This window comes from Nosocomiicoccus sp. HMSC059G07 (genome assembly GCF_001815515.1).
GTDB lineage: Bacteria > Bacillota > Bacilli > Staphylococcales > Salinicoccaceae > Nosocomiicoccus > Nosocomiicoccus ampullae_A.
Genome location: NZ_KV820827.1, coordinates 1 through 26,097 on the forward strand (window position 1 = coordinate 1; position 26,097 = coordinate 26,097).

Genomic DNA, 26,097 nt, shown 5'->3' on the forward strand with positions numbered 1-26,097 from the left:
TTTTTTATTTTACACAATATTTAAGACTTGACCAAGAAAAACCTTTTCCTCTATATTTTTCATGAATTGCTATCCCGATTTTTGAATTTTTATTTTTCCTATCAATCTCATATAACATTCCAATACCAATACTTTCATCATCCTTTTTCACAATCAATAACTCATCAGCTTGCTTTTCAAAATGTTGAATTGTATTTAATATATGTTCTTTCGTTATCGTAAAACCTCCATCATCTACTCCGTATTCATTAACTTGTGGATCATTGTAAAGTGCGAACAGAAATTCTAAATCATCTACATTAACTCTTTTTAGTTCCAATCTTTTCATAGCACTTCACTCCTTTTTTGTATCATGTTTGTGATACTTTCTAACTTTCTAATTGATGTATTAAATATCCAATACATCGCTACTAATACAAAAAGCATAGAGAAGGTAGCCATTGCTATTTTAACTCCAAAATAATTTCCAATAATTCCACCAGTAAGAGCTCCTAAAGGAGCGAGTGTCGTAGAAATACCGATCATAGAACCCATAGCTACCCCTACTTTTTCTGGTGCTACAATTAATTGAACGATGGTTTGTGAAAACACATTTAATACTCCTACAATTAACCATCCAATAAAGAATAGAATCAATGAAGTAATTATATTTATTTGAGAATTACCACTGATGAATGTCATAGCGAACCATAATATTCCGATGCTCATAATTCCAATAATATAAAAATGACCTAACAAAACACTTTGTGATTTCTTTTTTCCGGCAATAATTGCACCAATTAACACCCCAAACCCCATAGTAGATAGTAAAAAACTATAGTGAATTTCATTTATAGCAAATACAGGAAGATTTGCAAAAATACCTGTTGATGCAAAGTTAATAAATATTACACCTACTAACAATGGAAATAAAGTTTCTTCTTTCCAGAGTGACAACCCATTCTTTAATTGTTTAAAATGGTTCACTAATTTAAATCGATTGCTTTTAGAACTAGTTTTTATATTTTGATTTAATTTTGAAATCAAGCTGCTTAACAATATAAACACGATCGTGTTAATTAAGAATGTCGCACTGTTGATGTAATACATAGTGAAAATTCCAAATATAGTAATTAAAAGCCCTGCAATCGCATTAAATAATGCATCACTACCCTGATACGCTGCTGTAAATAAAGAGTTTGCCTTAACCAATTCTTCTTCATTCAATAATTTAGGTAAAATCGAAACTTGCGCCGGATAAATAATTTGATTTATCAAACTTATAACAAACATAATAATAAATATATAAGACACTTTTAGAAGTTCTAGATGATTTAGTAATGGTATAAGTATTAATAATATCGCTTGAATAAATTGTGATCCAATTAAGTATCTTTTTAAGTTAATTTGATCGAGTAAAGGACTAAATAATACTTGTATAATAGCTGCTGATGAAGTAATAAATAATGCAAGACCAGTGTAAAGTGCTGATCCTGTCATCGAATAGACTAATAACATAGTTGCGATGCTATATAGACTGTCTCCAAAATTTGCTATAAGACGACCAACGAGTAAAATGTTAAAATCTTTATTTTTAATCATAACAAACTCTCCTTTAAGATTTTGAACGTTTAAATTTATTTGAATGTTAGGCTATAAAATTAACCCATGTATTGGGTTAACTTTCTAATACGATAAATTGGTGCACTCCATCATTACTACCGTACTTTTCTATCAATTGTTTAAATTCTTTAATGAACATGTCGTATTCATCTGCTTTAACTGAGAAATTCTCATGTGTTGTATCAGTAAATTGGCTAAATATATTAATATCTGGAATAAATGCTTTAGCAACTGGCAAATAAAATTTTTGAACAATCCCATTTACAACTTCCGTTTTTTCTACTTTAATAAACCCTCTCTTTTCCAACTCATTAAGATGGTAGTAGATCTTCGATCCCTTTTCATTCAATATTTTAGAAAGTTCTTGTCCTGATTTAGCCACGTTTCCAAGGGTTAGCAAAATATTAACTCTAAAAGGATCACTTAAAACTTTTAAATCCTCAATATTTTTAATACGATGTACTTCATCCATGTTTTCACCTAACATTCTATTTAATTTGAACGTTAAAATTATAATACACGACAAATTATAAATTGTCAACTCAATAATCCTTTCTTAACAAAAAAACTGTAGATCAAGTCGATATCCGACTTAATCTACAGTCTAAAATTCTGAGAATAACCTCAATCTCATTCTTTCCTCATTACTTGTTTATGGTACATTTCTTGGTATTTACCGCCGAGTTTTAGTAATTCCTCGTGATTACCCGATTCTACGATATTCCCTTTGTCTAATAATAGAATGTTGTTCGCATGTTGAATCGTTGATAATCGGTGTGCGATTATTACAGTCGTTCGATTTGAAGATACGACTTTCATTGCATTTTGTACGAGCTGCTCTGTTTCACTATCAACGTTAGACGTTGCTTCGTCTAGTATTAATAGTGTCGGTTTAAATGCTAATGCTCTCGCAAATGAAATGAGCTGACGTTCTCCAAGTGATAATGTCGAACCACTTTCAATAAGTTCTTCATGAATCCCGTTTTCAAAGCGTTCTAAAATCATTTCTCCACCGACAGAGATTAAAGCATCGATCGCTTCTTCTTCTGTAATATCTTCACTACCAAGACGAATATTATAAAGAAGTGTTCCGTTATAGATGTACGGATCTTGTAAAACGATTGCCATGTGGCTTCTCATCGATTGTTTGTTCAATGTTTTTGTGTCGACACCGTCAAACAGTATTTCTCCACTATCCGGATCATAAAACCTCATCAGTAAGTTGATAATTGAACTTTTACCGGATCCCGTATGCCCAACGAGTGCGAGCGTTTCATTTTCTTTTACTTTAAAGTTAATGTTGTTTAACACTCGGTGTCCTTTATCGTATGAGAAATTGACGTCGTTAAATTCAATATTCCCTTTAAACGTTTGAAGCTCTTGATGGTCTTCTTGTTCTTCTTCCTCATCGATTAATTCGAACACTTTATTTGTCGCGACACGCGCTTGTTCGATAATATCAAACACACCGATAATTGCATATAAAGGCATCATAATTTTCCCAGCGTAGTCGATCATTAAGTACATCGAACCGACAGACCATGCTGTGTTTTGAAATACAAACATATAACTGAATACGAAAACTAAAATCATGAGTACAACACTACGTAACGACTCGATTAAATTCGTATTCGTCAGTGCGTTTAACCTTGAAAGTCGTACTGAACTTTTGTAGTAATCTTCGTTTAGTTTAGAAAACTCGTTAAACACTTTTTCTTCGTTGTTAAATGCTTGAATGACACTCATACCGCTAATAGATTCATTAATAGACGCGTTCATTTCACTATTTCGTTCGCGTTTCGTCATGTTAAATTTGTTTGACGCTTTTCGGTACAAGTATAACCATAAAAATAGAAACGGTAAGACAAGTATCATTAATAATCCTGCATAAACGTTTACGAAGAACGATGCAATAACAACCCCTAAAATAGTAAACACACTCGTAATGACTTGAGTGAGAACTGACGTAAATACATTTAGTATCGTTTCTGTGTCATTTGTGATTCTCGCTACTACTTTCCCTGCTGGTAAGTTATCAAAGTAACGTACCGGTAATTTTTGAACATGTCTAAAAACTTTAAGTCGAATCGATTGAATGACTTTACTGCCAGCTTTTAATGTTACGATTCTTGAGAAATACCCAATCAGTCCGTTAGTCACTTGGACAATTAAGTATATGAAAAGCATAATGACTAAGCCTTTAACAACGACATTCTCTTTTACTAAGTAATTATCTAAAATAATTTTTAATAAAAATGGCCCGAGTAAGTTTAACCCAACCGCGATTAAGTTAAGGACGATTCCAAAGAGAAGGAGTGAACGGTGACCAGCTGTAAATTCATATAATCTTTTAAGTTGGTTCAACGTTTTCACCTCCATGTTTAAAGTACTCGTGTTGTGTTTTGTACCATCCGTCCGTTTCTATTAACTCTTTATGTGTACCAGACTGAACGATTGCTCCGTCATCGATAACGATAATTTGATCTGCATGTTCCACTGCAGATAATCTATGCGTAATGATAATCGTTGTTTTATCTTTACGTGTTTTCTTTAACGCATCGATAATATGTTGTTCAGTATTTGCGTCTACTGCACTTAAAGCATCATCTAAAATAAGTATCTCCGGATCTTTAATTAAGCTTCTCGCAATCGATATACGCTGCTTTTGACCGCCAGATAATGCGATACCCTTTTCTCCGACTTTCGTTTCTAAGCCGTGCTTCATATTGTTTAAGTCATTGACTAGCGCACTATTTTGAATTGCGCGCTGCAGCTCTTCTTCTGTTGCATTTTCTTTACCAAATAAAATGTTTTCTCGAACTGTTTTACTAAATAAGAAGTTTTCTTGCGGAACATAGCCAATTAAATCTCTCAGTTCTTTTTTATTAATATTTTGAATCGGTTTTCCATCGATAATAAATTGACCATTACCTTCAGAATAGTACTTTAAGAACTGTTTAATAAACGTCGTTTTACCGCTTCCCGTTTTACCGACGATACCGAGTGTCTCTCCTTTTTTAAGTTCGAGATCAATACCTTTTAAATTCTCACGACTCGATGTCGGATATGTGAATGAGTAGTCGTCAAATGAGATGTTGTTGTTTTGAACACTTTCACCTGAGACTAACACATCATCTTCTTCGTTTAGTAAGTCTTCAATTCGGTTAAGTGATGCACGACCTCTTTCTGTAGTGTCTAACATAATTCCGAATGCGAACATCGGCCAAATCATCATATTTAAATAAATATTAAACGTTATAAACTCACCGAGTGTGATCGTTCCGTTATTGATAAAAAACGCACCGGCAATAAATGAGATGATAAATGACGTTGCGACGACTAACGTCGTAATCGGCTCAAAAAGTGCTTCTAATTTCGCAACTTTCATAATGCGGTCAATATAATTAGAAGTCATTGATTTAAAACGATTATACTCCGGATTTTCTTGTACATAACTTCTCGTTACTCTAACACCTTCAACAACCTCTAATACGTTGTTGTTCATTTTTCCGAATGATTCTTGTGCTTTCATATGGTGTTCCATAATCTTTTTACCGATTTTTACTTCCGTCACAATAAGTAGTGGTAACGGAAGTAAAGCAATAATTGTTAACACCGGATTAACGACAATCATCATTGTAACTAATATTATTGTCCCATAAATTAACGTATCGATAATCGTGATAATACCGAATGTCGTTCCCATCGTCACACTGCGTAAATCATTCGTAATGCGCGCCATTAAGTCTCCCGTGCTATTTCTTTCATAGAATGATGGGGACATCGCTAAATACTTACGGACTAAGCGCTTACGTAAAATCGCATCAATATCATAACCAGACTGCATGATGTAATACGTACTTATGTATGTCAGTATATAAATCAATAGAATCGCAGAGAAGAATACACCGATAATCATTTTCATCGAGTCTAACGTCATTGACCCCGCTGTAATGAGGTCGATTGTTTTACCAATGAGTAGCGGAGGTAAAATTTCTAAAATGTTTAAAATTAATGCAGATGCTAATATAATGAGTAATTTAAGCTTATGTTTTCGAAAATACCATCTGATTTTCTTTAAAAATGTAAGCATCTTTTGTTCCTTTCTTTTTTATTTTTAGATACAAAAATCGGAGGGTAATTACCCTCCGTTAAATGATTAATTATATATTACGATTTTTAAAATAATTATTCAATAATAATTATTCAATAATAATTATTCACCACGTGCTGCACTATCTGTAATTAAAATAACGTTGTCGTGGTTGTGGAGAATGGATACCGGGATGTCTTCTGTTACTTCTCCACTGATGAATAAATCACGTGCATTTTTCTTATTGTCACCAGAGATTAAAAGAATGATTGTTTTAGCTTTCATAATCGTTTGAAGCCCCATCGATACCGCTTCAGTTGGAACGTCTTCAATCGATTCAAAGAATCTTGAATTATCTTCGATCGTTTCATCTGTTAACTGTACTTTATGTGTGAGTGAATTAAAATCTGTTCCTGGTTCGTTAAACGCAATATGACCATTTCTTCCGATACCGAGTACTTGAATATCGATACCTACTTCGTCAATAAGCGCTTCATAGTCTTCCACTTCTTTTTGTAAATCTTCTGCAACACCATCTAAAATATGAATGTTTTCTTGTGGGATATCTAACTTACTAAAGAAATGTTGTTCCATGAAATAATGATAACTTTGGTCGTTTGACTCATCTAATCCGACATATTCATCTAAGTTAAATGTCGTTAGTTCTGACAGATCTAAATTTGCTTCGTTAATTTTTTTTGCTAACGCATCATACATACCCTCAGGCGTTGACCCTGTCGCAAGGCCTAATGAAAATTGTTTCGATTCTTTTAATGCGTCGAAAATAATTGTTGCCGCTTCGTTACTCATGTCTTCATAAGTATTTGCTTTAATTTCTTTAAAATTTGTCATTGTGTGCCTCCAATTGAAACTCGATGTATGCAAGCTAATTGCATACGATACTTAAGTGTCTTTAAGACTTTTAAGTATTTTAATATTATATTCTTTTTTAATTTCTCTGTAAAACAATAACTATAGAAGTTCGTAAATTAAAATAAACACGAGTATAAATGATACTGCTAGTGATAAGACTCCATATATAGACAACCATAGTGGATGACGATAATGTCCAACGATATCAGAGCGTCTTGAAGCATGTAATATCCCACCGAGAATAACTGGTAATATTAATCCATTTAAAATTGTTGTAATCTGAAGTAACACAACCTCTTCGCCCTTTAGTAAAAAGATGAACCAACTCGTTAAAACGAGCATGAGTAATACGACATCGATATATTTTTTAATAATATCATTAACTGATTTAATAAATGTTCCTGTCGTATACGCGACACTCACAATAGAAGTTAATGATGCACATATAAATAATATCCCTAAAGCGTAGCTACCAAGACCACCAAACACTTCTGAAAAAGCACTTTCTAATAAGTTATCTTTAAATAAAATGACGTTACTTCTAGATAACCCGAGTATTGTAAAGAATAATAGTAAGCGTGTCACTGTAACGATAATCACACTATAAGCAGCAGATCGAGTGACTGCTGTTTTATACTTTTCACCGGTAATTTCTACATCAATTAAGCGATGTGCACCAGCAAAACTAATATATCCACCAATCGATAGGGCAACCATCATCGCAATTGTCGTCACAATATCGTAATCAATCATCGGTAGGACCGTTTTTGCAAGTGTGACATCATACGGTACATCTGTTGCTGTAAATGCGTACGCAAGTAGAATTATTGCGATAATAAAACTTAACATCACTCCGATAAACGTTTCTAACGTAATACGATTTCTATTTAATAAATAAAATAAAATCGCAATCATAAGCCCAATGGATGCGCTGAGTTTTATATCGACATTAAATAATAAACTAATTCCAATTCCTAAGCCCGAAATATTAATGATATTAAACGCGATTCCACCAAGTAAGACAACGACAGACATAAACGTCCCAAAATTCGGGATAATTTTATTGATGACTAAATGTGCCGGCGTTTTTGCGACAGTGAGTATTCGCCATATGTTCATTTGTATGCCAAGTTCAATAATTCCAGTGATTATAATGACGAACGCAAGACGCTCAAAAAATTGAACAGTTAAGTCTGCTGTTGATATTAAAAACAAAGGGCCAATTGAAGCACTGGCCATTAAAAATACCGCACTAAAGATTTTATTTCTCTCTAATCTTCTTTCGTTCATGACCTTCACCTCAATTCGCCCATTTAATTAGTACATTGGTTTTATTACGTCATTCAATTGTTTTGTAATAGAAAATTTACGTGCGCCGAATTTTAAAAGTGTTGAAACAGAATGTGTTTCTAACACTGATGAAATAACGACTTCTGAACGTGACTCAACCGGTACGATATTAATCATCGTTTTGATAATATAATCGTAACCAAAGATCGTAAATTCTAATCTTCTATTTTCGACATATTTATCAATCTTTCCTTTATAGTCTGTTCCATTATATGTGAGTACAAACGGAGTTCCTTCATCTCTCACATTTTCACTATTTGATTCATAAGAAATACGTGACAAACCATTAATGTTATTTTTAAACCACTGATCAGAATTTAAAAACTCAAACACTGTTTCTGGTAATAACTCTACTTCTTTATTATGAAAATATAATTGTAGTTCCATCGTTCTCTCCTTAAATTATAAAGTTACCGAGCACGTCGTTTACATCGTGGACAACGACAAACGCTGATTCATCATACTTTTTAATGACACGTTTTAAACGTCCGAGCTGGTTTTTATTAATAACTACGTATAATACATCTTTGTTTTCTTGTGTATAATACCCGCGACCATGCATGATTGTCACACCGCGTTTAATATCGTTCGCCACGTGTTCAGCGAGCAACTCTGGTTTTGTTGAAATAATCGTCACTGCTTTTTTCGGGTTCATACCTTCAATGATAAAGTCCATCACTTTCGTAGCGATGTATAAAGCAATGACTGTCAGTAACACACGTTCTAACGGTACGACTGTTAAACCGATCGTCACAATGATTAAGTCAAAGAATAGTAGCGCATATGACACGTTAACGTCTAAGTATTTGTTCGCAATACGTGCTAGAATTGTCGTTCCAGCAGTCGTTGCCCCGACTCTAAATATTAAACCAATTCCCATACCTATTAAAATACCACCAAACACCATGTTTACGATGATATTTTCAAAGTCCATTTGCCAATCCGCTGTTATCCATAACATGATTGACGTCATCGGTATTGTAAATATTGTATAATACATTGCTCTACGAGATAAAAACTTAAAGCCGATAGCTAATATCACAACGTTAATGAGTAAGTTCGTAAGGGCAGTAGACCAACCAAATGCATAGTAAAGTATGATTGATATACCGATAACCCCACCTTCAGCAAGGTGACCACCGATCATGAATGTATTAATCCCAATCGCAAAGACAAAAGAGCCGACGATGATAACAAACGCATTGATTAGCGTTTGAACAGTCCAATTTTTATTAAACGAAAGTTTTCGCTTATTAAAGTTTTCAACTTTTTTTCTGTTTTTTGCTATCATTTAATCGACTCCTTTTATTTTATATAACACTTTAATTTTATAAGATTTAATACGTTTATTCAATGACAGAACAGGATTAGATTCAATCAATCAACAATAGAAAGGATGAAATGAATGAAATCAATGACTCCGTTTTTAATGTTTGAAGGTCGAGCAGAAGAAGCAATTCAGTTTTATCAATCAGTTTTTAAAGATGTAGAGGTCGTTTTCATTAATTATTTTGAAAGTGGAGAAACGAAAGGCAAAGTGATGCAAAGCTTGATTACAATAAATGGTAATCCAGTCATTTTAAACGATGCTGATGTATCCGAAGCATCAAAATTTACACCGAGTATGAGTTTCTTTATTGAGTGTGACTCTATGGACGAATTAATTACGATTTATGACAAAATAAAGTCAAAAGGGTCTATATTAATGCCGTTAGAAGATTATGGTTTCAGCAGACAGTTTGCATGGGTGACAGATCCATTTGGTGTATCTTGGCAATTAAACTTAATATAAAAATAAAAAACCGAAGTCTATTGACTTCGGTTTTAATCTATTTGTGTTCATAAAAATACGAATTAACCAAGTAATTTTGAGAAAATATTTGTAGATTTACGACTATTTCTTCTTTGTTTAATTGTTTTGTTGTTCAGAGCTTCTGCTTTAAACTCCTTGATACGTTGTTCAACTGGAATAATTTGAGTGCTATACAATGTTTTTTCCTCCTGTAATTTTTAATTTATTTCATGTGCTTGTTTTCTTTACTATGTACAGTATAGGCTTTATATCAACGTTTATCAAGGATTTAGCACGCTATTTTTTAAAGTTTATATATTGATAATTTTCAGTTATTTTAAATTAAACAATTAATATATGAAATATATTTTCTAAATATTTAAATTCCGAACCCATTTATACATATGAATGAATAAAAATACTAATGGTAACGGTTTACAGTCGTTTTTATAAGTTTTTAGATAATTAACACACATAAAAATTACAAATTACACTGAAATTTTGGTGTAATTTGTATTCGTTTTCCTAAATTTTGCATAAAAAATGAATGTGCTTTCACACATTCATTTCTTTTAGTTTTTATTCTTATTTTTAAATATCGCTGTACTGACGACGTGTGGAACCTCGTAAATATCTCCTTCAACGGACTTTTTTAACGTATCATTAATTTCTTTTAGTACAGACTCTTTACGGTGATCACTAAATCTTGAAAGCCATGATGACGTTCCAATACGTTTCAACCATTCTTCGTCCGTGAATTTTATTTTATAATCCTTTTTGAAAAGATTTGTTAAGTCGAATTTATGGTAATTAAAGTCACTGAACCATTCTACTGGGAAACTGTTAATCATTTGTATTGAATATTTCTTTGACCCTGCAGGTTCTAATTGATTATATTTTGCATTTGCACGAATGATTTTCATCGTTTCTTTCATCATCGAGTTATTTACTCTAAACCCTAAATCTGAAATAATCATCAGGCCGTTTGGTTTTAAAAGTCGCTTTACCTCTCTAACCGCTTCATTTGAATCAAAATACTGCCATGCACGTAATGCAAAAATAATGTCATAATCGTTTTCTCTTAAATGCGTGTTTTCTGCAAATCCATCATGGAATTTAACGTTGTCACCACGCGTATAATCGATTCCCATTTTTCTAAATATTTCACTCGGCTCTAATGCGTCAACCGTTGCACCTTCTTCAGACAACATTTTAGATAAAAATCCAGGGCCTGCACCGAGGTCTAAAATTTTCTTACCTTTAAAATCTATACCGAGTTGTTTAATGCCATCTAATAGTTCTTTTGGTATGTCGTTACGACTTTTAAAGTATTCTTCTTCAAATGTTTTTAGTTTATAATCCATGTCCTATCCGTCCTTTTCTATCAAACTATTTAATTGTATTCTATACGTAAATAACGGTATGATAAATAAATAATTGTTTTTTAATTAATATGGAGTGAATATTTTATGTCTAAACCATTACTCGCAATTACACTCATAGCGTTGATGATTTTATTATTTTACTGGGGAGTGACGTTTGTCGTACCGAGTTTCGGTTTCCCAAGAATCGTTGCATTATCTATTATATTAGGAAGTGTGGCAGGTTTCTACATATATACTATTATTGATAATAATTATCTCGATTAAAAATATATGGAGGGAAAGCTATGGCACATGCGAACGAAAAGCCAGATTATCGTTTAATTATCATTTTAATTAGTGGTGCGTTTATCGCATTTTTATCAAATACATTTTTAAACGTTGCATTACCATCGATTAAAAATGACTTTGGCATCTCAACGAGTAGCGTTCAGTGGGTATCGACGTCTTATATGCTCGTTGCTGGAATCATCATTCCGATGACCGCCTATTTTATGAACCGCTTTAGCGCGAAGAAAATATTTTTAAGTTCAATGGGATTATTTTTAATCGGAACGTCTCTAGCAGGATTTTCTGTAACATTTCCGATGCTCATCGCAGGACGTATGATCCAAGCGACAGGATCCTCAATACTTATGCCTCTTCTAATGAATACTCTAATTAGAAGTTTCCCACCTGAAAAACGTGGAACAGCGATGGGGATGTTCAGTTTAGTCATGTTCTTCGCCCCAGCAATCGGTCCGACACTCTCAGGTGTTGTCATACAACGTTATGATTGGCACGTCTTATTTTTAATGATGATACCGATCTTAATCATACTTTTAATTTCTGGTTTTGTTTTACTACCTAACGTTTTACTAAATAAAAAAGCTGTCATGGACGTTCCATCCGTTATTATGTCAACGATTGGATTCGGTGCATTATTATATGGACTTGTGTCTGCTGGAGACCATAAATTACTTTCTATACAAACATTTGGTCCAATTATCATTGGTGTTGTTGTCATTTACTTTTACGTAATGCGACAAATGAAGTTAGACGTTCCGATGTTAAACTTTAGAGTATATAAATATCGTATGTATCTACTCGGAACGATCATTAGTGCTGCAACGAACATGGGACTATTTGCAGGTATGATTTTAATACCGATCTTTTTACAAGATATACAAAACCGTTCCCCGCTTGAAACAGGATTGCTCATGTTACCGGGTGCGTTAATTTTAGGTTTACTCTCTCCGGTATCTGGTAAGCTATTTGATATGTACGGTCCTAAAGGAATGGCAATTATCGGTCTTACACTTGCGACTGTAACAACAGCGTTTTTAGGTCGACTTACAATAGATACTAGTTTTTCATACATTTTAACGATTTACGTCATTCGTGCGTTTGGTATGACTCTCGTTAACACACCAGTTATGACAAATGGTATGAACGACTTGCCACGTGATTTAACCCCAGATGGATCTTCTCTAAACTCTATGCAAAACCAAGTATCTGGAGCTGTTGGTATCGCCTTACTAATTTCTGTTATGCAAGGATATATTAACTTTAATTTAAATAAACTGGACGTTGTGACACCTGAAATTGAAAACCAAATTACAATTGAAGGTATTAACTTAGCATTTAACGTCGGTGCTGTATTTATGGGAATAGGGCTCATCACTGCGTTTTTCTTAAAACGTGTGACGAGTGAAGATATGATGAAAAACTCAACTTTCTCTGCACGTCCTGTTGACGATGGACGAAAAAAAATCCGTAAAGAAGATTAATCTTCTTTACGGTGTTTTTTATTTTTGGACGATACGTTTAACAATTTCTATAATCGTTTTTGTCGCTTTTTCTAAATCATTTACAGATGTAAACTCGTATCTACCATGCATGTTTTCAGTTCCTGTGAAGATGTTTGGTGTTGGAAGTCCCATAAAAGATAGCTGAGAACCGTCTGTTCCGCCACGTACTGGTTGAATGACAGGCGAGATATCAAGAGATTTCATTGCTTCTTGAGCAATTTCTACGATATAAAACTTAGGCTCAATTTTCTCTTTCATATTGTAATATTGATCTTCTAGTTCTAATCTTACGTTTTGTGGACCATACGTATCTTGATATTTCTCTACAATTTTCTTCATCGTTTCTTTTCGATTTTCAAAATTATCTCTATCAAAGTCACGAATAATATACTCTAATTCAGTTTCGTCTGTTGAACCGTTAATTGTGAGTAAATGGAAAAATCCTTCATACCCTTCACTACATTCTGGAGTATCTTCAGGGTCGAACTCTAAAGCAAATTTAGAAGCGATTGTTAAACTATTGATCATTTTATCTTTCGCAGTACCTGGGTGAATGTTTTTACCTTTAATAATTACTTTCGCACCTGCAGCGTTAAAGCTTTCGTACTGAAGTTCACCAACTGGCCCACCGTCAATTGTATATGCAAAGTCTGCATTAAATTTCTCGACGTCAAACTTATGAGGTCCACGACCTATTTCTTCATCTGGCGTAAATGCAATACGGATATCACCGTGCTCGATATCGCTATTTAAAATCGCTTCAGCGGCAGTGACGATTGCAGTAATACCTGCTTTGTCGTCTCCTCCTAAAAGTGTTGTACCGTCTGTTGTAATAAGTGTATGACCAATATAATTGTTTAAGTTCGGGAACTCTTTTACAGTCATAACGATATCTTGTGATCTATTTAAAATGATGTCGCCACCTTTATACTGAACGACTTGTGGGTTAACGTTTGTTCCTGTAAAGTCTGTCGCTGTATCAACGTGTGCTAAAAAACCAACTGTTTCAGCATCGACATTACCAGGTATTGTTGCAAATAAATACCCATTATCGTCGAGAGTAATATCAGATAAACCAATTTCTTCTAACTCTTCTTTTAACATATGTAAAAGATCCCACTGCTTACTTGTAGAAGGCGTCGTTTTACTTGAAGCGTCGGACTGAGTGTCTACTTTTGCATATCTAATGAGTCTTTCTGTAAGTTGTTCTTTCATAGTAATCTCCCTTATCCATGTAATTTATCGAAAATTAAAATCCAGAATCACGTGTTAACTTATTTTTTTCGTTATACCTTTCAATACTTAAACCGATTAATCGATCGAGTAATTCACTATACGGTATACCGCTTTGTTCCATTAGTTTTGGATACATTGAAATCGATGTAAATCCGGGTAACGTGTTGACTTCGTTTACAATCACTTCTCCATCTTCAGTTAAAAATACGTCTACACGTGCATATCCTAAAGAGTCTAAAGTGCGGTAAGTATTTTCTGCGACTTCTTGAATTTTTTTCGTTTCGTCCTCTGTCAGTTTAGCAGGAATGATTAGCGTCGCACCGTCATCTGTTAAGTATTTTGATTCGTAATCGTAAAAGTCAACGTTTGAAACAATTTCACCTGGAATCGATACTATTAACTCGTCATTGCCAAGGACAGACACTTCGATTTCACGACCGATGATCGCTGTTTCAATGAGTACTTTATCGTCAAATTTAAATGCATCGTTTAAAGCATGATTAAATTCGTTTTCATTTTCTACTTTGCTTACACCGACTGAAGAACCTTGGTTCGCAGGTTTTATAAACATTGGTAAACCGAGTGCTTCCTCAATTAAGTTAAAATCGACGACATCCTTTTCATAAGAATGAACGACGATTCCGTTTGCCACTTGAATATGATGGTAATCGAGTAACCTTTTCGTCACGTCTTTGTCCATAGCGACTGCGCTACCTTTCGTATCACAGCCGACATAAGCGACGTTCGCACATTCAAGTAATCCTTGAATGTTGCCATCTTCACCATACGTGCCGTGAAGTACCGAGAAGATTGAATCGAGTTGAATTTCACCAGATTCCGTCTCAAATTGATTACCCGGAATCACTTTCATCGTTTCTTTTTCGTCGACTAATGTTAAGTCGATTTCTGTTAAATCTGTTGTAGTGACCCACTCGCCGGTTTTTAGTATGTGTATTAAACGAACGTTATATTTATTTTTATCGAGTGCATCTAAAACACTCTTCGCTGAGCGAAGTGATACTTCATACTCCGTTGATTTTCCACCGTATATTAACCCAATGTTTAATTTATTCATATGATTCGTCCTTTTTTATAAATTCGTTTTTATTTTATCATATTCATTATTTATAAATCATTCTTTTTAAGTGTCGTAATTTTATTATGTTATAATTTTGATAATCTTATTTAAGGGCTGGTGCTATATGAAGCGATTCTTTTCATATTATAAACCGTACCAGACGCTGTTTATGATTGATTTTTCATCAGCAGTGTTTGTCGGATTATTAGAGTTACTTTTCCCACTCATCGTCAGTGGTTTTATAGATAATTTACTGCCGACAGGTAACTTTAAAATTATATTACTTGCAACAGTTGGATTACTCGCTGTATACATACTCAATACGTTTTTACAGTATGTCGTGACGTATTACGGACATCTACTCGGTACAAATATTGAACGAGATATCCGTAACGACTTATATAGTCACATTCAATATTTATCGTACAGATATTTTGACAATACAAAAACAGGCAAGTTGTTAACACGTTTAACAAACGACCTCATGAATATCGGTGAGATGGCACACCACGGGCCAGAAGACTTATTTATTGCCGTGATGACACTACTCGGTGCATTTGGAATTATGTTTTGGATTAACCCTGAACTTGCTGTCATTTCATTTGTGATCGTACCGCTGATTTTAATCATCGCTATTTATTTCAACAAAAAGATGACAGTTGCGTTTAGAGAATTATTCGGACGTGTCTCTGAATTCAACCATTTAATTGAAGATAAAATCGGTGGAATTCGCCTCGTTCAAGCATTCGCTCGTGAGGAAGATGAAATTAAAGCATTTAAAGCAATTAACTCACGCTTTAGAGCGACAAAACTTAAAGCATATAAAATCATGGCGTTAAACAACTCAATTTCATATATGCTCATGCGTTTTGTGACAGTATTCATCTTAATTGCGGGTGCGTACTTCGTATTAAACGATAAAATCTCTTACGGGGATTTCGCTGCGTTTATTTTAATTTCAAATATATTATTTAAACCACTCGAAAAAATTAACGCCGTCATCGAATTATATCCAAATGGTATTGCTGGATTTAAACACTTTACTGAGACGATGGCCGTCGAATCAGAAATTAAAGAAGTTGAAAATCCAATAGCGCTTGAAAATCCTAAAGGCGAAATCGTCTACCAAAACGTCTCATTCTCATATGAGGATAAAAAAATCTTAAACGACTTATCGTTTAACGTAACTCCTGGAGAAACTGTCGCACTTGTCGGGCCAAGTGGTGCGGGTAAGACGACGATCACGAGTTTACTTCCGAGATTTTATGAAGTATCTGACGGTGCAATTACGATAGACGGCACGAACATTAAGGAATACTCATTAAAATCACTTAGAGAAAATATCGGTATCGTTCAACAAGATGTATTTCTATTCTCAGGAACGTTAAGAGAAAACGTCGCATATGGTAAACCTGATGCGACCGATGAAGAAATTTACGATGCGCTTGAAAAAGCACAGTTAAAAGATCTTGTCGATAGTTATGTTAAAGGCTTAGACACAGTCGTCGGTGAACGCGGCGTGAAATTATCTGGTGGTCAAAAACAAAGAATTTCGATTGCACGTATGTTCTTAAAAAATCCACCGATTCTAATACTAGACGAAGCGACAAGTGCATTAGATACTGAAACAGAGCGAGAAATACAATCCGCGTTAAACCGACTCGCAGTCGGTCGTACGACACTTGTTATCGCTCATCGACTTGCGACAATTAAAAACGCAGATCGTATTTTAGTTGTGACACCAAACGGTATTGAAGAATCCGGATCACACGAAGAATTACTAGAAAATAGCGAAGGTCTTTACCGAGCGTTACACGATGCACAATTTGCAGCATTATAAACACAAAATAACCATCCTTTTTAATATAAAAGGATAGTTATTTTTATAGCCAAATTGTTTTTTCTTGTTTATCAGTACGTTTTCTAAGAAGTTCTTTTGCGTTGTCGTTTTCTCCAAAGAAAATTGCGCCTACAACTTCTTCGTCTTCCTCTATACCTAGTGCTGACTTTACTTCTGTAGCATTATAAACTGGCCCAGTCTTCCAAATAGAATCGATGCCCATACTCGTCGCTTGAATAAGCATATTTTGAATTGCTGCACCGACCGCTAAAATGTCTTCTTCGTATTTACCGCGTGTCTTATTTTTATTTTTACTATAGACCGCTAAAATAACAGTTGGAGCAACCATCGTTTTACTGACCATTTTAACTTTCATACGCTCAAATTCTTCTTCACTAATGTCACGGTTTTTTTGGAATTCCATTGCCGCATCATAAAACTGCTGCATGTTTTCTCCTTGCATGACAATAAACTTCCAAGGTTCAGTAATGTGATGGTTCGGCGCTTGGATTGCAGCCTCTATAATCGTTTCAACCGCTTCTTTAGAAATCGGTTCTGTTTTCTTAAATATCTTCGTACTTTTTCTATTTAAAATTGGTTCAATTACGCTCATTGGTCATTCTCCTTATTGAAATTCGTGTAGTAATTTAAACTGTATATGAATGTCATCGTGAACAGTTACGTTCTCGTCTCTCGCTAGTAATACCATCGGTTGACTCAGATATGTAAATGAAACAAATGCATCCCCTCCGACGATTTCAACATCATCGACGGTTACTGGAATTCCATCGTCAACGATTTTTATATCTTCTCGTCTTATAGCGAATAATTTACCGTTGTCTTTAAAGACGTTCATCGGATACGTCCCGAAAAACTGTGCAACGAACGGATTATTTGGATAACGATACACTTTAGACGCGTCACTAAATTGCTCGACTTCTCCGTCTTTAAGAACGAGTATTTTATCTCCTAATTTCATCGCCTCATTATGATCATGCGTGACATATATAATCGTCTTCTCTTCTTCAGTTTTAATGCGTAAAATTAAGTCAGTAATTTCTCGTTTTAAACTTGTGTCAAGACTAGCGAGTGGTTCATCCATTAATATAATATCCGCATTTGTCGCTAGACTTCTAGCTAGAGCGACACGCTGACGCTCACCGCCTGACAATTCGTTCGGAAGTTTTTCTAAATGTCGTTTAATACCAAGTTCAGTCGCAATCGTTTCAACGTGAGTTCTGAGCACCTCTTTACTCATATTTTTCTTTATACTAAACTCGATATTTTGTTTCACTGTTAAATGTGGGTACAGTGCAAGGTTTTGAAACACAAATGTTAAATTACGGTCCTTCGGTTTAGCATCGGTCATTCTTTGACCGTCGATATACACTTCACCATGTGACGGTTTAAGGAGTCCAGCAATTATACGTAAAATTGTACTTTTACCTGATCCTGACGGACCGACAATTGCCAAACATTCTCCTGCTTTTATATTTATATTTATGTCTCGTAATGCACTCGTATCTCCGAAATGCTTACTCACTTGAGTCAGTTGTACTTTATCCATAATTATATTATACATAAATTGCTTACATATTGAACTAAATCGAGAAATCTAGCATAATATAGATGATGAGCGATTATGCTTAATATTATTTTAGGAGTGGGAATTCATACATGTCACATTTAGACAAAGTTAAAAACGGTAATGGATTTATTGCAGCGTTAGACCAAAGTGGAGGTTCAACACCTAAAGCTTTACGCTTATACGGTATCGCTGAAGATAGCTACGATACTGAAGAGGAAATGTTCGATCTTGTACACCAAATGCGTACACGTATCGTAACGTCACCAGCATTTACTAGCGACAAAATCTTAGGTGCAATTCTTTTCGAACAAACGATGGAAAGTAAAGTTGACGGTAAATACACTGCGGAATACTTAAGAGACAAAGGTATCGCGCCATTCTTAAAAGTAGATAAAGGACTTGCTGATGAAGAAAACGGCGTTCAGTTAATGAAACCAATGCCTGAACTTGATGAGTTATTAGACCGTGCAAATGAACACGGCATCTTCGGTACAAAAATGCGTTCAGTGATCCATGAAGCAAACGAAGGTCCGATCAAAGAAGTTGTAGAACAACAATTTGAAATCGGTAAGAAAATTTTAGCTAAAGGATTAGTACCGATCATCGAGCCTGAAGTTGACATCAACTCTAAAGACAAAGAAAAAATCGAAGACATTTTAAAAGTTGCGATTTTAGACGAGTTAGATAAGTTAGAAGAAGGACAAGTCGTCATGCTTAAACTGACAATTCCTTCAGTAAGAAATAACTTCAAAGAATTAGTCGACCACCCACGCGTCATTCGTGTCGTTGCATTATCAGGTGGATATAGCCGTGCAACAGCAAACGAACTATTAAAAGAAAACGAAGGAATCATCGCGAGCTTCTCACGCGGGTTAACAGAAGGATTATCAGTCGATCAAACTGATGAAGAATTCAACAACCTACTCGCTGATTCAGTAGAAAAAATCTACGACGCTTCAGTTAACAAGAAATAATTAAAGATGATAAAACTGAAATTCTAATCGAATTTCGGTTTTTTCTATTTTTCAGGGTGTTTCATCGGTTCGATTGGTTAGATTTAGCTGCGTGGTGAGTTGGTATGGTGGAATCGTCGGTGATAGTTGAATCTCGCCGATGATTCTGGCGAATCGTCGGTGAATTCGATTCCCCACCGACGCTAACAGGACTTTCGTCGGCGAAATTTCTATTCGCCGACGGGAATCACCGAATCGTCGGTGAATTTCGAGATTTTCGGTTTTTCGCCGACGATTCATCATTTTGCGTCGGTGTACCAAAAACTCGCCGACGATAACCCTCACAGCGACGGTGAGTTTTTCATCTCGCCGACGATTCGAGAAAAAGTAGATAAAGAACTCATACACCTCTCCTAAAAATTATTTAAAAAGTTTATAAAATCAAATATATGTGTTTTTAGAAAATATTTTTAACGAATTTTATTTATTAAACTTATTATAATTTAATTTTATATTTCATAATACCTTTATATTTCTTAATAATATTCAAAATTAAATATTATGTTTAAAATTAAAATTTAAGGGTATTTAAGTAATATTGAATGGAGGTGATAATAATGTTTACTAAAAAATTTGTTCATCATTTGCAATTGTTATTATGTTAACTACATCGTTTACACTTAACAATTCTTTTGTATCCGCTTCCTCTAATTATGAAAAAAATTATGATGAAATGCATTATAATACCAACAGTGAAGTGGAGCAAAATTCTGCATCTGCTATAGCTATTTTTGTCGGTGGTGTGTTAGTAGGTTATTTAGTTGATGGTGTTATAGAATATACTACTGGACACAATGCATCATATTGGGTTGCAAATGGATTAGAGTGGGTAGAAAAAGCTCTTGTTGGTACCACTTATCCACCTGGCTACTATATCATCGTTACAAAAGAAGGTAATATGAGCGTCTGTGATTCATCAGGTAACTGTCAAATTAATGCAAATAATTTAAGTAAATTATGAGGAGTTGATTTATAATGAAAAACTCGAAGTACCTCGGTATATTCTTACTCGGTTTTCTCGTTGCATTTATTTTAATTTACTTGTTTGGAAACCCTTTAACTTAGAATAGGAGTTTATGATTGAATTCACGAAAGTTTTTTATCAAACTAAAAGTCCTTCGCACTACATAACTATTTAGAGATAGTCTCAAAATATTATGACTTGTGAAGGACTTTTTATATTTCATTCGTCTTATACTAATTATTGTGATACCGTTGAATTGAATTACTATTACAAAGAAGGTTAAACTATGACTTTAGAAATATTATACGAAGACAATCATGTCATTGCTGTGACGAAGCCGAATAATATACCGGTTCAGGCGGATGATTCGAATGATAAAGACATGCTGACGATCGTAAAAGAATATATTAAAGAAAAATACAATAAACCGGGCAATGTCTTTTTAGGTCTCGTCCATCGTCTCGACCGTCCAGTTGGTGGTGCGATTGTGTTTGCGAAAACGTCTAAAGGTGCGAGTCGCCTTTCAAATGAAATTCGTAAACAGACGTTCGAGCGCAAATACTTAACGGTCATTGAAGGTCATCTAAAACAAAGTGGCACGCTTGAAGACTATTTAGTTAAAAACCGTAAAACGAACACGTCTTTTGTCGCGAGTAAAGATACAAAAGACGCTAAACGCGCGGTGCTTGACTATAAAACTATCAGTGAGGATAAAGCACTTAGCCTACTCGAGGTTAAACTTCATACCGGTCGTTCACATCAAATCCGCGTACAACTATCAAATCAAAATACTCCAATTTTCGGGGATCAACGATATAACAAAAATAGTACAGTCGGCGAACAAATCGCTTTATGGAGTTCTGAAATCAAATTTAAACATCCAACTAAAGATGAAATCATCACTGTAACTAGCCAACCGCCAAACCGCTATCCTTGGAATAGATTCACGAATTAAGTTTAATAACTTAATTCGTGTCTATCATTAACGTACCGTAACTGACGACGAGCTTCACTTTATACTCCCCGTCTCCGAGGACCTCTCCATCTAGCGTATCGTCGTAACCTTCAATATCGAGTAATCCAAATTGCTCTTTTAACGTTAACTCGTTATTTTTAAACATCTCTTTTAGCGTAACCATCGCGTTACCTGTCGCAACTTTCCCGTCGATATGTTGATCCGGATTGACATTATCTAAAACGAGCTTCCCGGTACTGACGTTAAATTTTAAATGGTTCGTATCGACGTCATCAATTCGCATCTCTCCCGTTTGGAGATAACACGTGAGTGTATCCGCTTCTACTCTCTTCACTAATACTTGCCCGACGTCATTTTTAAACAGTAAATCTTTCGCTTTTATACTGTCCGCATGAATTGAACTGTAATGCTGCGTCATTTCAAGTCGCTCGATTTCTTTATCTGGTAAATAGATGTCTAATCGCGTGTTTTTATTTGCATGAGACAGCTTTAAATTCAGATGAAAAACCCCGTCTTTAATTTCATATTGAACGTTTTCCAAGTCGATATCTTTCGTTACGTTAAAATGCAAATCTTCATCGTCTGATTCATACACATAAACTGGGACAAACGTCGTCTCAAAACTAAAGTGCGTAATATCTTCATCAATCGTTAAATCTTTTTTACTATATAAATACTTTTCAGCAAGTGATTCCGGCGCACCTAATTCTTTTATTAGTGCGTCATCATCCTCACTGTCTCGAAAGCGATTCATCAATTTATCGATTATTTTATCTTGTCGTTTAGTTGGGAGGGATTGTAAATGATACTTCACAGTCCCTAAATACTCATAACGGTCCATTTCGTGGCACCTTCCTTTTTAAAACTAATTTTCTTATATATACTAGCTGTAAAGACGTAAAGGAGAATTCTCATGACATTATTTCATCACGATTCATTATACTATAGCGAAAAAGTAAAACAAAAAGAAGTCAGCGTGACAGAGCTCGTCGAGCGTGCGTTACATAATATCGAGCATTACGACGACATGAACGCTGTCATTCATATACAAAAAGATAGAGCACTCCGTACCGCACGAGAAATGGACAAAGTGTTAAGTACTTTATCTTCAGAAGAAATAAAAGCATTGCCTCCATTTTTCGGAGTGCCAATTGTCGTTAAAGACCTCGGGCAAGAAGAAGCTGGAGTACCGGCGACGAATGGTTCCTATTTATTTAAAGACTACATCGCAAAAACTTCGAGCAACTTTGTCACAAGGCTCATCGACAACGGATTTGTCATCGTCGGACGAACAAATGTCCCAGAATTTGGTTTTAAAATGATAACTGATTCAGATCTTTTAGGAAATTCTTACGCACCATTTGGTCGACCACTCTCTTCAGGTGGTTCAAGTGGTGGCGCGGCAGCTGCGTTAAAAGCTGGACTTGTCCCTGCCGCTTCCGGAAGTGACGGAGGTGGTTCGATTCGTATACCGGCAAGTTTTAACGGTTTAATCGGACTAAAACCGACAAGAGGACGCGTCACAAGCGGTCCGGGAAGTTATAGACAATGGCAAGGTGCGTCCATTGATTTCTTTTTAACAAAATCAGTAAGAGAGACGTACGAACTACTTAAGATGATGGATGAACAGCCATCTGCAGCGCCGTATATCGCTCCACCACTTAATTTACGTGAACTAACGCCACCTAAAAAGCGTTTAAAAATTGCGTATAGTGCGGAATCTCCCATTGGTTCAAAAGTAAACGATGAAGCTGTGAAAAGCTTAGATTATACAGTCGAAGTGTTAAAATCACTCGGTCACGAAGTTGTAGAAGATACTGTTTCAATCGACGGACAAAAGGCAATTCATTCATACTTCACTATGAACATGGTAGAAACTGCTTCGATGTTTAAATCTATGGAGCAAAGTTTAGTCCGTGAGATTACAAAAGACGATGTCGAACTTATCTCATACGGTATGTACTATGCAGGCTTAAAAGTACCTGGATGGATGTACACACAGTCACTTAGCTACTGGGATACGTTAAGTGAACAGTATCACCGATTTTTAGACGATAACGGCTATGACTTTTACTTAACACCAACAATGAATGGTCCGACAAAAGACATCGATCAGTTCAAACCATCAGATGAGGCATTTAAAAAACTCGAAAATATAGAAAGTTTATCAGACGATGAAGTATCCCATATTTTTGAAGACGTCTTTAAAACGAGCAGCGCTTATAGCCCGTACACATGGACGCTCAACTTAACCGGTCAACCCGCAATTAGTCTTCCGCTATATAATACAGACGAAGGCTTACCTGTCGGAAGCATGTTTATCGCACGTAAAGGTGAAGAAGATAAATTACTACAACTCGCTTTAGAAATTGAGAACGCCGGACGATTAGACGCGAAAGTTTTTCATCCGAAGAAGCGTTAACGATATTGTTATAAAGGGAAGAGTTTGATATTATTTATACACTAATAAATTGAATGGAGATTACTATGGACCTTTTAAAACAGCGCATATTAAATGACGGTGAAGCATTAAACGAAAATGTACTGAAAGTTGATTCATTTTTAAATCACCAAATCGATCCTCTATTAATGAAAGAAGTTGGACAAGAGTTTATTAACCGATTTGAAGACGTCGAGTTCAACAAAGTATTAACACTCGAATCTTCAGGGATCGCACCATCTGTGATGGTCGGTTTACTTTTAGATATCCCTGTCGTTTTCGGACGTAAAAGACAATCGTTAACGTTAAGCGATGACTTATATACGTCACAAGTGTTTTCATATACAAAACAAGAGACGAACACGATCGCAGTTGCGAAAAAGTTTTTAAGTAAAGATGATAAAGTACTCATCATCGATGACTTCTTAGCAAACGGTGAAGCGGCAGGTGCTCTAATTGATGTCGTTGAGCAATCCGGTGCAGAAATTGTCGGTGTTGGAATCGTCATAGAAAAGGCATTCCAAAGTGGCGGTAAAATTTTACGCGATAAAGGATACCGCGTAGAGTCACTTGCACGCATCGAGTCGATGTACGATAAACAAGTCAAATTCGTAGGTGACAATTAATGGAGCAAAGACAGCATCTTAAAGATGCTTCACTCGGACTGCAACACGTACTTGCGATGTACGCAGGTGCCGTGATCGTGCCGTTAATCGTTGGTTCCTCGATTGGCCTAACGACTGCACAACTGACGTATTTAATCTCAATTGATATTATGATGTGCGGTGTCGCTACTATTTTACAAGTATGGAAAAACAAATTTATGGGAATTGGACTCCCAGTCGTACTAGGATGTGCATTTACCGCCGTCGGACCGATCATCAACATTGCAAATACATATAGTATCCAAAGTGTGTACGGGGCAATTTTATCCGCAGGGTTATTCGTCGTTATCGTCGCAAGATACTTTAGTAAACTGATAAAATTCTTCCCTCCAGTTGTAACAGGAACGGTCGTCACAATTATCGGTTTAACACTCATTCCAGTTGCTTTAAATAACCTCGCTGGAGGCCAAGGTGCAGAAGATTTCGCATCGATTGAAAATGTCTCGCTCGGATTTATAACGTTACTTATTATACTCGTCGTTTTAAAATTTGCACGCGGATTTTTCGCATCCATCGCGATATTAATTGGAATCATCGTCGGGACGATTATTGCAGCCTTTTTCGGACAAGTCGATTTATCTCCAGTAAAAGAGGCATCATGGTTACACTTACCGGTCGCCTTTTACTTCGGAACACCAGAATTCCACTTAGTACCGATACTGACGCTTATATTAGTTGCGATGGTGAGTTTAGTAGAATCTACAGGAGTCTATTTCGCGCTCGGAGATATTACTGATAAAGAAATTCGTGAAGCAGATTTAAAACGTGGATACCGTGCAGAAGGTTTTGCGATTATGCTCGGAGGACTATTTAACTCACTGCCTTATACAACATTCAGTCAAAACGTCGGACTCATTCAACTGTCTGGTGTACGTAAATTGAAAATTATTTACATCGCTGGAGTTATGCTAATGATTCTCGGTCTAATGCCAAAAATTGGAGCAGCAACACTCGCAATACCAGAATCCGTCTTAGGTGGCGCAATGATTGCGATGTTCGGAATGGTCAGTGCATACGGAATCAAAATGCTTAGCACAGTAAACTTTGAAAACCAAAATAACTTAATGGTCGTCGCGATCTCACTCGCACTCGGGCTTGGAGTCACTGCAGTACCAGACGTCTTTAGTAGTCTCCCGTCAAGTATTTCTGTTATCACAGAAAGCGGAATTGTAATGGGTAGTTTATCGGCAATCATTTTAAATATCGTATTAAACTTTAACTTAGAACCAAGCGATGAAATAAAAGATCAAATATATGAAGCGGCAGAAGATGACGCAAAATAATAGAGCGCACTCATGGGAGTGCGCTTATTTTTGTAGGTTTCGGATGTAGTTTGATGAGGGTTTCTTGGATTTTTGGAGAATCGTCGGTGAATCTCAAATCCCACCGACGCAGACAGCACTATCGTCGGCGAA

General features: G+C 35.5%; 26 protein-coding genes. 10 read left to right on the forward strand and 16 right to left on the reverse strand.

The genetic code is table 11. From position 1 onward, the window contains the following. Positions 1 to 4: 4 nt before the first annotated feature. The 9 genes from HMPREF3029_RS04940 to HMPREF3029_RS04980 all read right to left on the reverse strand — a co-directional run bounded on the left by HMPREF3029_RS04940 (position 5) and on the right by HMPREF3029_RS04980 (position 9,209). Positions 5 to 328, reverse strand: a complete 324-nt coding sequence (locus HMPREF3029_RS04940) for a GNAT family N-acetyltransferase (RefSeq protein WP_070710047.1) — start codon at positions 326 to 328, stop codon at positions 5 to 7. Then, positions 325 to 1,581, reverse strand: a complete 1,257-nt coding sequence (locus tag HMPREF3029_RS04945; protein ID WP_068129559.1) for an MFS transporter — start codon at positions 1,579 to 1,581, stop codon at positions 325 to 327. Before HMPREF3029_RS04945 ends, HMPREF3029_RS04940 begins: the two co-directional genes overlap by 4 nt. A 76-nt stretch (positions 1,582 to 1,657) precedes the next feature. Further along, positions 1,658 to 2,074, reverse strand: coding sequence for a winged helix-turn-helix domain-containing protein (locus HMPREF3029_RS04950; RefSeq protein ID WP_068129561.1), 417 nt, complete (start codon positions 2,072 to 2,074; stop codon positions 1,658 to 1,660). Between the two features lie 158 nt (positions 2,075 to 2,232). After that, complete coding sequence (locus HMPREF3029_RS04955; RefSeq protein ID WP_070710048.1) at positions 2,233 to 3,966, reverse strand: ABC transporter ATP-binding protein; 1,734 nt, start codon at positions 3,964 to 3,966, stop codon at positions 2,233 to 2,235. Further along, positions 3,953 to 5,695 (reverse strand): ABC transporter ATP-binding protein, encoded by a 1,743-nt coding sequence (locus HMPREF3029_RS04960; RefSeq protein ID WP_070710049.1) that lies wholly within the window; start codon positions 5,693 to 5,695, stop codon positions 3,953 to 3,955. Before HMPREF3029_RS04960 ends, HMPREF3029_RS04955 begins: the two co-directional genes overlap by 14 nt. Positions 5,696 to 5,818: 123 nt before the next feature. Continuing rightward, complete coding sequence (gene nagB, locus HMPREF3029_RS04965; RefSeq protein WP_070710050.1) at positions 5,819 to 6,547, reverse strand: glucosamine-6-phosphate deaminase; 729 nt, start codon at positions 6,545 to 6,547, stop codon at positions 5,819 to 5,821. A 120-nt stretch (positions 6,548 to 6,667) separates the two neighbouring features. Beyond that, positions 6,668 to 7,858, reverse strand: coding sequence for an NRAMP family divalent metal transporter (locus HMPREF3029_RS04970; protein WP_070710051.1), 1,191 nt, complete (start codon positions 7,856 to 7,858; stop codon positions 6,668 to 6,670). A 27-nt stretch (positions 7,859 to 7,885) separates the two neighbouring features. Continuing rightward, positions 7,886 to 8,305: a hypothetical protein gene (locus HMPREF3029_RS04975; RefSeq protein WP_068129575.1), complete on the reverse strand. Its 420-nt coding sequence runs from the start codon at positions 8,303 to 8,305 to the stop codon at positions 7,886 to 7,888. Positions 8,306 to 8,315: 10 nt separating this feature from the next. Further along, the gene (locus HMPREF3029_RS04980; protein ID WP_083314988.1) at positions 8,316 to 9,209 is read right to left on the reverse strand and encodes a YitT family protein; all 894 of its coding nucleotides are present in this window, start codon (positions 9,207 to 9,209) and stop codon (positions 8,316 to 8,318) included. A gap of 114 nt (positions 9,210 to 9,323) precedes the next feature. On the opposite strand from HMPREF3029_RS04980, the gene HMPREF3029_RS04985 reads away from it, so the two are divergent. After that, positions 9,324 to 9,710 (forward strand): VOC family protein, encoded by a 387-nt coding sequence (locus tag HMPREF3029_RS04985; protein ID WP_070710052.1) that lies wholly within the window; start codon positions 9,324 to 9,326, stop codon positions 9,708 to 9,710. 62 nt (positions 9,711 to 9,772) lie between these two features. Here HMPREF3029_RS04985 and HMPREF3029_RS09685 read toward each other — a convergent pair whose 3' ends face one another. Together HMPREF3029_RS09685 and HMPREF3029_RS04990 are read right to left on the reverse strand one after the other, a co-directional pair. Continuing rightward, complete coding sequence (locus tag HMPREF3029_RS09685) at positions 9,773 to 9,907, reverse strand: hypothetical protein (RefSeq protein ID WP_256374324.1); 135 nt, start codon at positions 9,905 to 9,907, stop codon at positions 9,773 to 9,775. 375 nt (positions 9,908 to 10,282) lie between these two features. Next, on the reverse strand, positions 10,283 to 11,074 hold the full coding sequence (locus tag HMPREF3029_RS04990) for a class I SAM-dependent methyltransferase (protein ID WP_070710053.1): 792 nt from the start codon (positions 11,072 to 11,074) through the stop codon (positions 10,283 to 10,285). A gap of 105 nt (positions 11,075 to 11,179) precedes the next feature. Between HMPREF3029_RS04990 and HMPREF3029_RS04995 the strand changes: the two genes are divergently transcribed. Beyond that, entirely contained in the window at positions 11,180 to 11,359 is a 180-nt protein-coding gene (locus HMPREF3029_RS04995; RefSeq protein WP_040929018.1) for a hypothetical protein, read from the forward strand. Between the two features lie 20 nt (positions 11,360 to 11,379). Then, entirely contained in the window at positions 11,380 to 12,861 is a 1,482-nt protein-coding gene (locus HMPREF3029_RS05000; RefSeq protein WP_070710054.1) for an MDR family MFS transporter, read from the forward strand. An 18-nt stretch (positions 12,862 to 12,879) separates the two neighbouring features. On the opposite strand, the gene pepT is transcribed toward HMPREF3029_RS05000, so the two are convergent. Continuing rightward, entirely contained in the window at positions 12,880 to 14,097 is a 1,218-nt protein-coding gene (gene pepT, locus HMPREF3029_RS05005; RefSeq protein ID WP_070458451.1) for a peptidase T, read from the reverse strand. 34 nt (positions 14,098 to 14,131) lie between these two features. After that, positions 14,132 to 15,193, reverse strand: a complete 1,062-nt coding sequence (locus HMPREF3029_RS05010; RefSeq protein ID WP_070710055.1) for a D-alanine--D-alanine ligase family protein — start codon at positions 15,191 to 15,193, stop codon at positions 14,132 to 14,134. Positions 15,194 to 15,320: 127 nt separating this feature from the next. Here HMPREF3029_RS05010 and HMPREF3029_RS05015 point away from each other — a divergent pair, with 127 nt between their 5' ends. After that, complete coding sequence (locus tag HMPREF3029_RS05015) at positions 15,321 to 17,036, forward strand: ABC transporter ATP-binding protein (protein ID WP_070710056.1); 1,716 nt, start codon at positions 15,321 to 15,323, stop codon at positions 17,034 to 17,036. Positions 17,037 to 17,079: 43 nt separating this feature from the next. On the opposite strand, the gene HMPREF3029_RS05020 is transcribed toward HMPREF3029_RS05015, so the two are convergent. Further along, positions 17,080 to 17,649 carry a nitroreductase family protein gene (locus HMPREF3029_RS05020; RefSeq protein ID WP_068131115.1) on the reverse strand — a complete coding sequence of 190 codons (570 nt, stop codon included), beginning with the start codon at positions 17,647 to 17,649 and terminating at the stop codon, positions 17,080 to 17,082. A 12-nt stretch (positions 17,650 to 17,661) separates the two neighbouring features. Further along, the gene (locus HMPREF3029_RS05025; RefSeq protein ID WP_083314989.1) at positions 17,662 to 18,618 is read right to left on the reverse strand and encodes an ABC transporter ATP-binding protein; all 957 of its coding nucleotides are present in this window, start codon (positions 18,616 to 18,618) and stop codon (positions 17,662 to 17,664) included. A gap of 95 nt (positions 18,619 to 18,713) precedes the next feature. Here HMPREF3029_RS05025 and HMPREF3029_RS05030 point away from each other — a divergent pair, with 95 nt between their 5' ends. The 3 genes from HMPREF3029_RS05030 (at position 18,714) to HMPREF3029_RS05040 (ending at position 21,556) form a co-directional block, all read left to right on the forward strand. Next, the gene (locus tag HMPREF3029_RS05030; RefSeq protein ID WP_070710058.1) at positions 18,714 to 19,598 is read left to right on the forward strand and encodes a fructose bisphosphate aldolase; all 885 of its coding nucleotides are present in this window, start codon (positions 18,714 to 18,716) and stop codon (positions 19,596 to 19,598) included. 637 nt (positions 19,599 to 20,235) lie between these two features. After that, entirely contained in the window at positions 20,236 to 20,598 is a 363-nt protein-coding gene (locus HMPREF3029_RS05035) for a hypothetical protein (RefSeq protein ID WP_070710059.1), read from the forward strand. 289 nt (positions 20,599 to 20,887) lie between these two features. After that, positions 20,888 to 21,556 carry an RluA family pseudouridine synthase gene (locus HMPREF3029_RS05040; RefSeq protein WP_070710060.1) on the forward strand — a complete coding sequence of 223 codons (669 nt, stop codon included), beginning with the start codon at positions 20,888 to 20,890 and terminating at the stop codon, positions 21,554 to 21,556. 10 nt (positions 21,557 to 21,566) lie between these two features. Here the strand turns inward: HMPREF3029_RS05040 and HMPREF3029_RS05045 are convergent, their stop codons facing one another. After that, positions 21,567 to 22,418, reverse strand: coding sequence for a DUF4097 family beta strand repeat-containing protein (locus HMPREF3029_RS05045; RefSeq protein WP_070710061.1), 852 nt, complete (start codon positions 22,416 to 22,418; stop codon positions 21,567 to 21,569). Positions 22,419 to 22,490: 72 nt separating this feature from the next. Here HMPREF3029_RS05045 and HMPREF3029_RS05050 point away from each other — a divergent pair, with 72 nt between their 5' ends. From HMPREF3029_RS05050 to HMPREF3029_RS05060, 3 genes are all read left to right on the forward strand, one after another. Beyond that, a complete protein-coding gene (locus tag HMPREF3029_RS05050) occupies positions 22,491 to 23,999 on the forward strand; it encodes an amidase family protein (RefSeq protein ID WP_070710062.1) in 1,509 nt (502 codons plus the stop codon). A 65-nt stretch (positions 24,000 to 24,064) separates the two neighbouring features. After that, the gene (locus tag HMPREF3029_RS05055; protein WP_068131161.1) at positions 24,065 to 24,643 is read left to right on the forward strand and encodes a xanthine phosphoribosyltransferase; all 579 of its coding nucleotides are present in this window, start codon (positions 24,065 to 24,067) and stop codon (positions 24,641 to 24,643) included. Beyond that, on the forward strand, positions 24,643 to 25,965 hold the full coding sequence (locus HMPREF3029_RS05060; RefSeq protein WP_070458161.1) for a nucleobase:cation symporter-2 family protein: 1,323 nt from the start codon (positions 24,643 to 24,645) through the stop codon (positions 25,963 to 25,965). Before HMPREF3029_RS05055 ends, HMPREF3029_RS05060 begins: the two co-directional genes overlap by 1 nt. Positions 25,966 to 26,097: the final 132 nt, after the last annotated feature.

Bases quoted from the DNA above. Each gene is read 5' to 3' on its own strand.
- HMPREF3029_RS05000 (WP_070710054.1), top strand. From the start codon at position 11,380: ATGGCACATGCGAACGAAAAGCCAGATTATCGTTTAATTATCATTTTA.
- HMPREF3029_RS04990 (WP_070710053.1), bottom strand. From the start codon at position 11,074: ATGGATTATAAACTAAAAACATTTGAAGAAGAATACTTTAAAAGTCGT.
- HMPREF3029_RS05020 (WP_068131115.1), bottom strand. From the start codon at position 17,649: ATGAGCGTAATTGAACCAATTTTAAATAGAAAAAGTACGAAGATATTT.
- HMPREF3029_RS05055 (WP_068131161.1), top strand. From the start codon at position 24,065: ATGGACCTTTTAAAACAGCGCATATTAAATGACGGTGAAGCATTAAAC.
- HMPREF3029_RS05045 (WP_070710061.1), bottom strand. From the start codon at position 22,418: ATGGACCGTTATGAGTATTTAGGGACTGTGAAGTATCATTTACAATCC.
- HMPREF3029_RS05015 (WP_070710056.1), top strand. From the start codon at position 15,321: ATGAAGCGATTCTTTTCATATTATAAACCGTACCAGACGCTGTTTATG.
- HMPREF3029_RS04985 (WP_070710052.1), top strand. From the start codon at position 9,324: ATGAAATCAATGACTCCGTTTTTAATGTTTGAAGGTCGAGCAGAAGAA.
- HMPREF3029_RS05025 (WP_083314989.1), bottom strand. From the start codon at position 18,618: ATGTATAATATAATTATGGATAAAGTACAACTGACTCAAGTGAGTAAG.
- HMPREF3029_RS04960 (WP_070710049.1), bottom strand. From the start codon at position 5,695: ATGCTTACATTTTTAAAGAAAATCAGATGGTATTTTCGAAAACATAAG.
- HMPREF3029_RS04950 (WP_068129561.1), bottom strand. From the start codon at position 2,074: ATGGATGAAGTACATCGTATTAAAAATATTGAGGATTTAAAAGTTTTA.
- HMPREF3029_RS04975 (WP_068129575.1), bottom strand. From the start codon at position 8,305: ATGGAACTACAATTATATTTTCATAATAAAGAAGTAGAGTTATTACCA.
- HMPREF3029_RS05035 (WP_070710059.1), top strand. From the start codon at position 20,236: ATGTTAACTACATCGTTTACACTTAACAATTCTTTTGTATCCGCTTCC.
- HMPREF3029_RS04995 (WP_040929018.1), top strand. From the start codon at position 11,180: ATGTCTAAACCATTACTCGCAATTACACTCATAGCGTTGATGATTTTA.
- HMPREF3029_RS05040 (WP_070710060.1), top strand. From the start codon at position 20,888: ATGACTTTAGAAATATTATACGAAGACAATCATGTCATTGCTGTGACG.
- HMPREF3029_RS05050 (WP_070710062.1), top strand. From the start codon at position 22,491: ATGACATTATTTCATCACGATTCATTATACTATAGCGAAAAAGTAAAA.
- HMPREF3029_RS04945 (WP_068129559.1), bottom strand. From the start codon at position 1,581: ATGATTAAAAATAAAGATTTTAACATTTTACTCGTTGGTCGTCTTATA.
- HMPREF3029_RS04980 (WP_083314988.1), bottom strand. From the start codon at position 9,209: ATGATAGCAAAAAACAGAAAAAAAGTTGAAAACTTTAATAAGCGAAAA.
- HMPREF3029_RS05030 (WP_070710058.1), top strand. From the start codon at position 18,714: ATGTCACATTTAGACAAAGTTAAAAACGGTAATGGATTTATTGCAGCG.
- HMPREF3029_RS05060 (WP_070458161.1), top strand. From the start codon at position 24,643: ATGGAGCAAAGACAGCATCTTAAAGATGCTTCACTCGGACTGCAACAC.
- HMPREF3029_RS04940 (WP_070710047.1), bottom strand. From the start codon at position 328: ATGAAAAGATTGGAACTAAAAAGAGTTAATGTAGATGATTTAGAATTT.
- pepT (WP_070458451.1), bottom strand. From the start codon at position 14,097: ATGAAAGAACAACTTACAGAAAGACTCATTAGATATGCAAAAGTAGAC.
- HMPREF3029_RS05010 (WP_070710055.1), bottom strand. From the start codon at position 15,193: ATGAATAAATTAAACATTGGGTTAATATACGGTGGAAAATCAACGGAG.
- HMPREF3029_RS04970 (WP_070710051.1), bottom strand. From the start codon at position 7,858: ATGAACGAAAGAAGATTAGAGAGAAATAAAATCTTTAGTGCGGTATTT.
- nagB (WP_070710050.1), bottom strand. From the start codon at position 6,547: ATGACAAATTTTAAAGAAATTAAAGCAAATACTTATGAAGACATGAGT.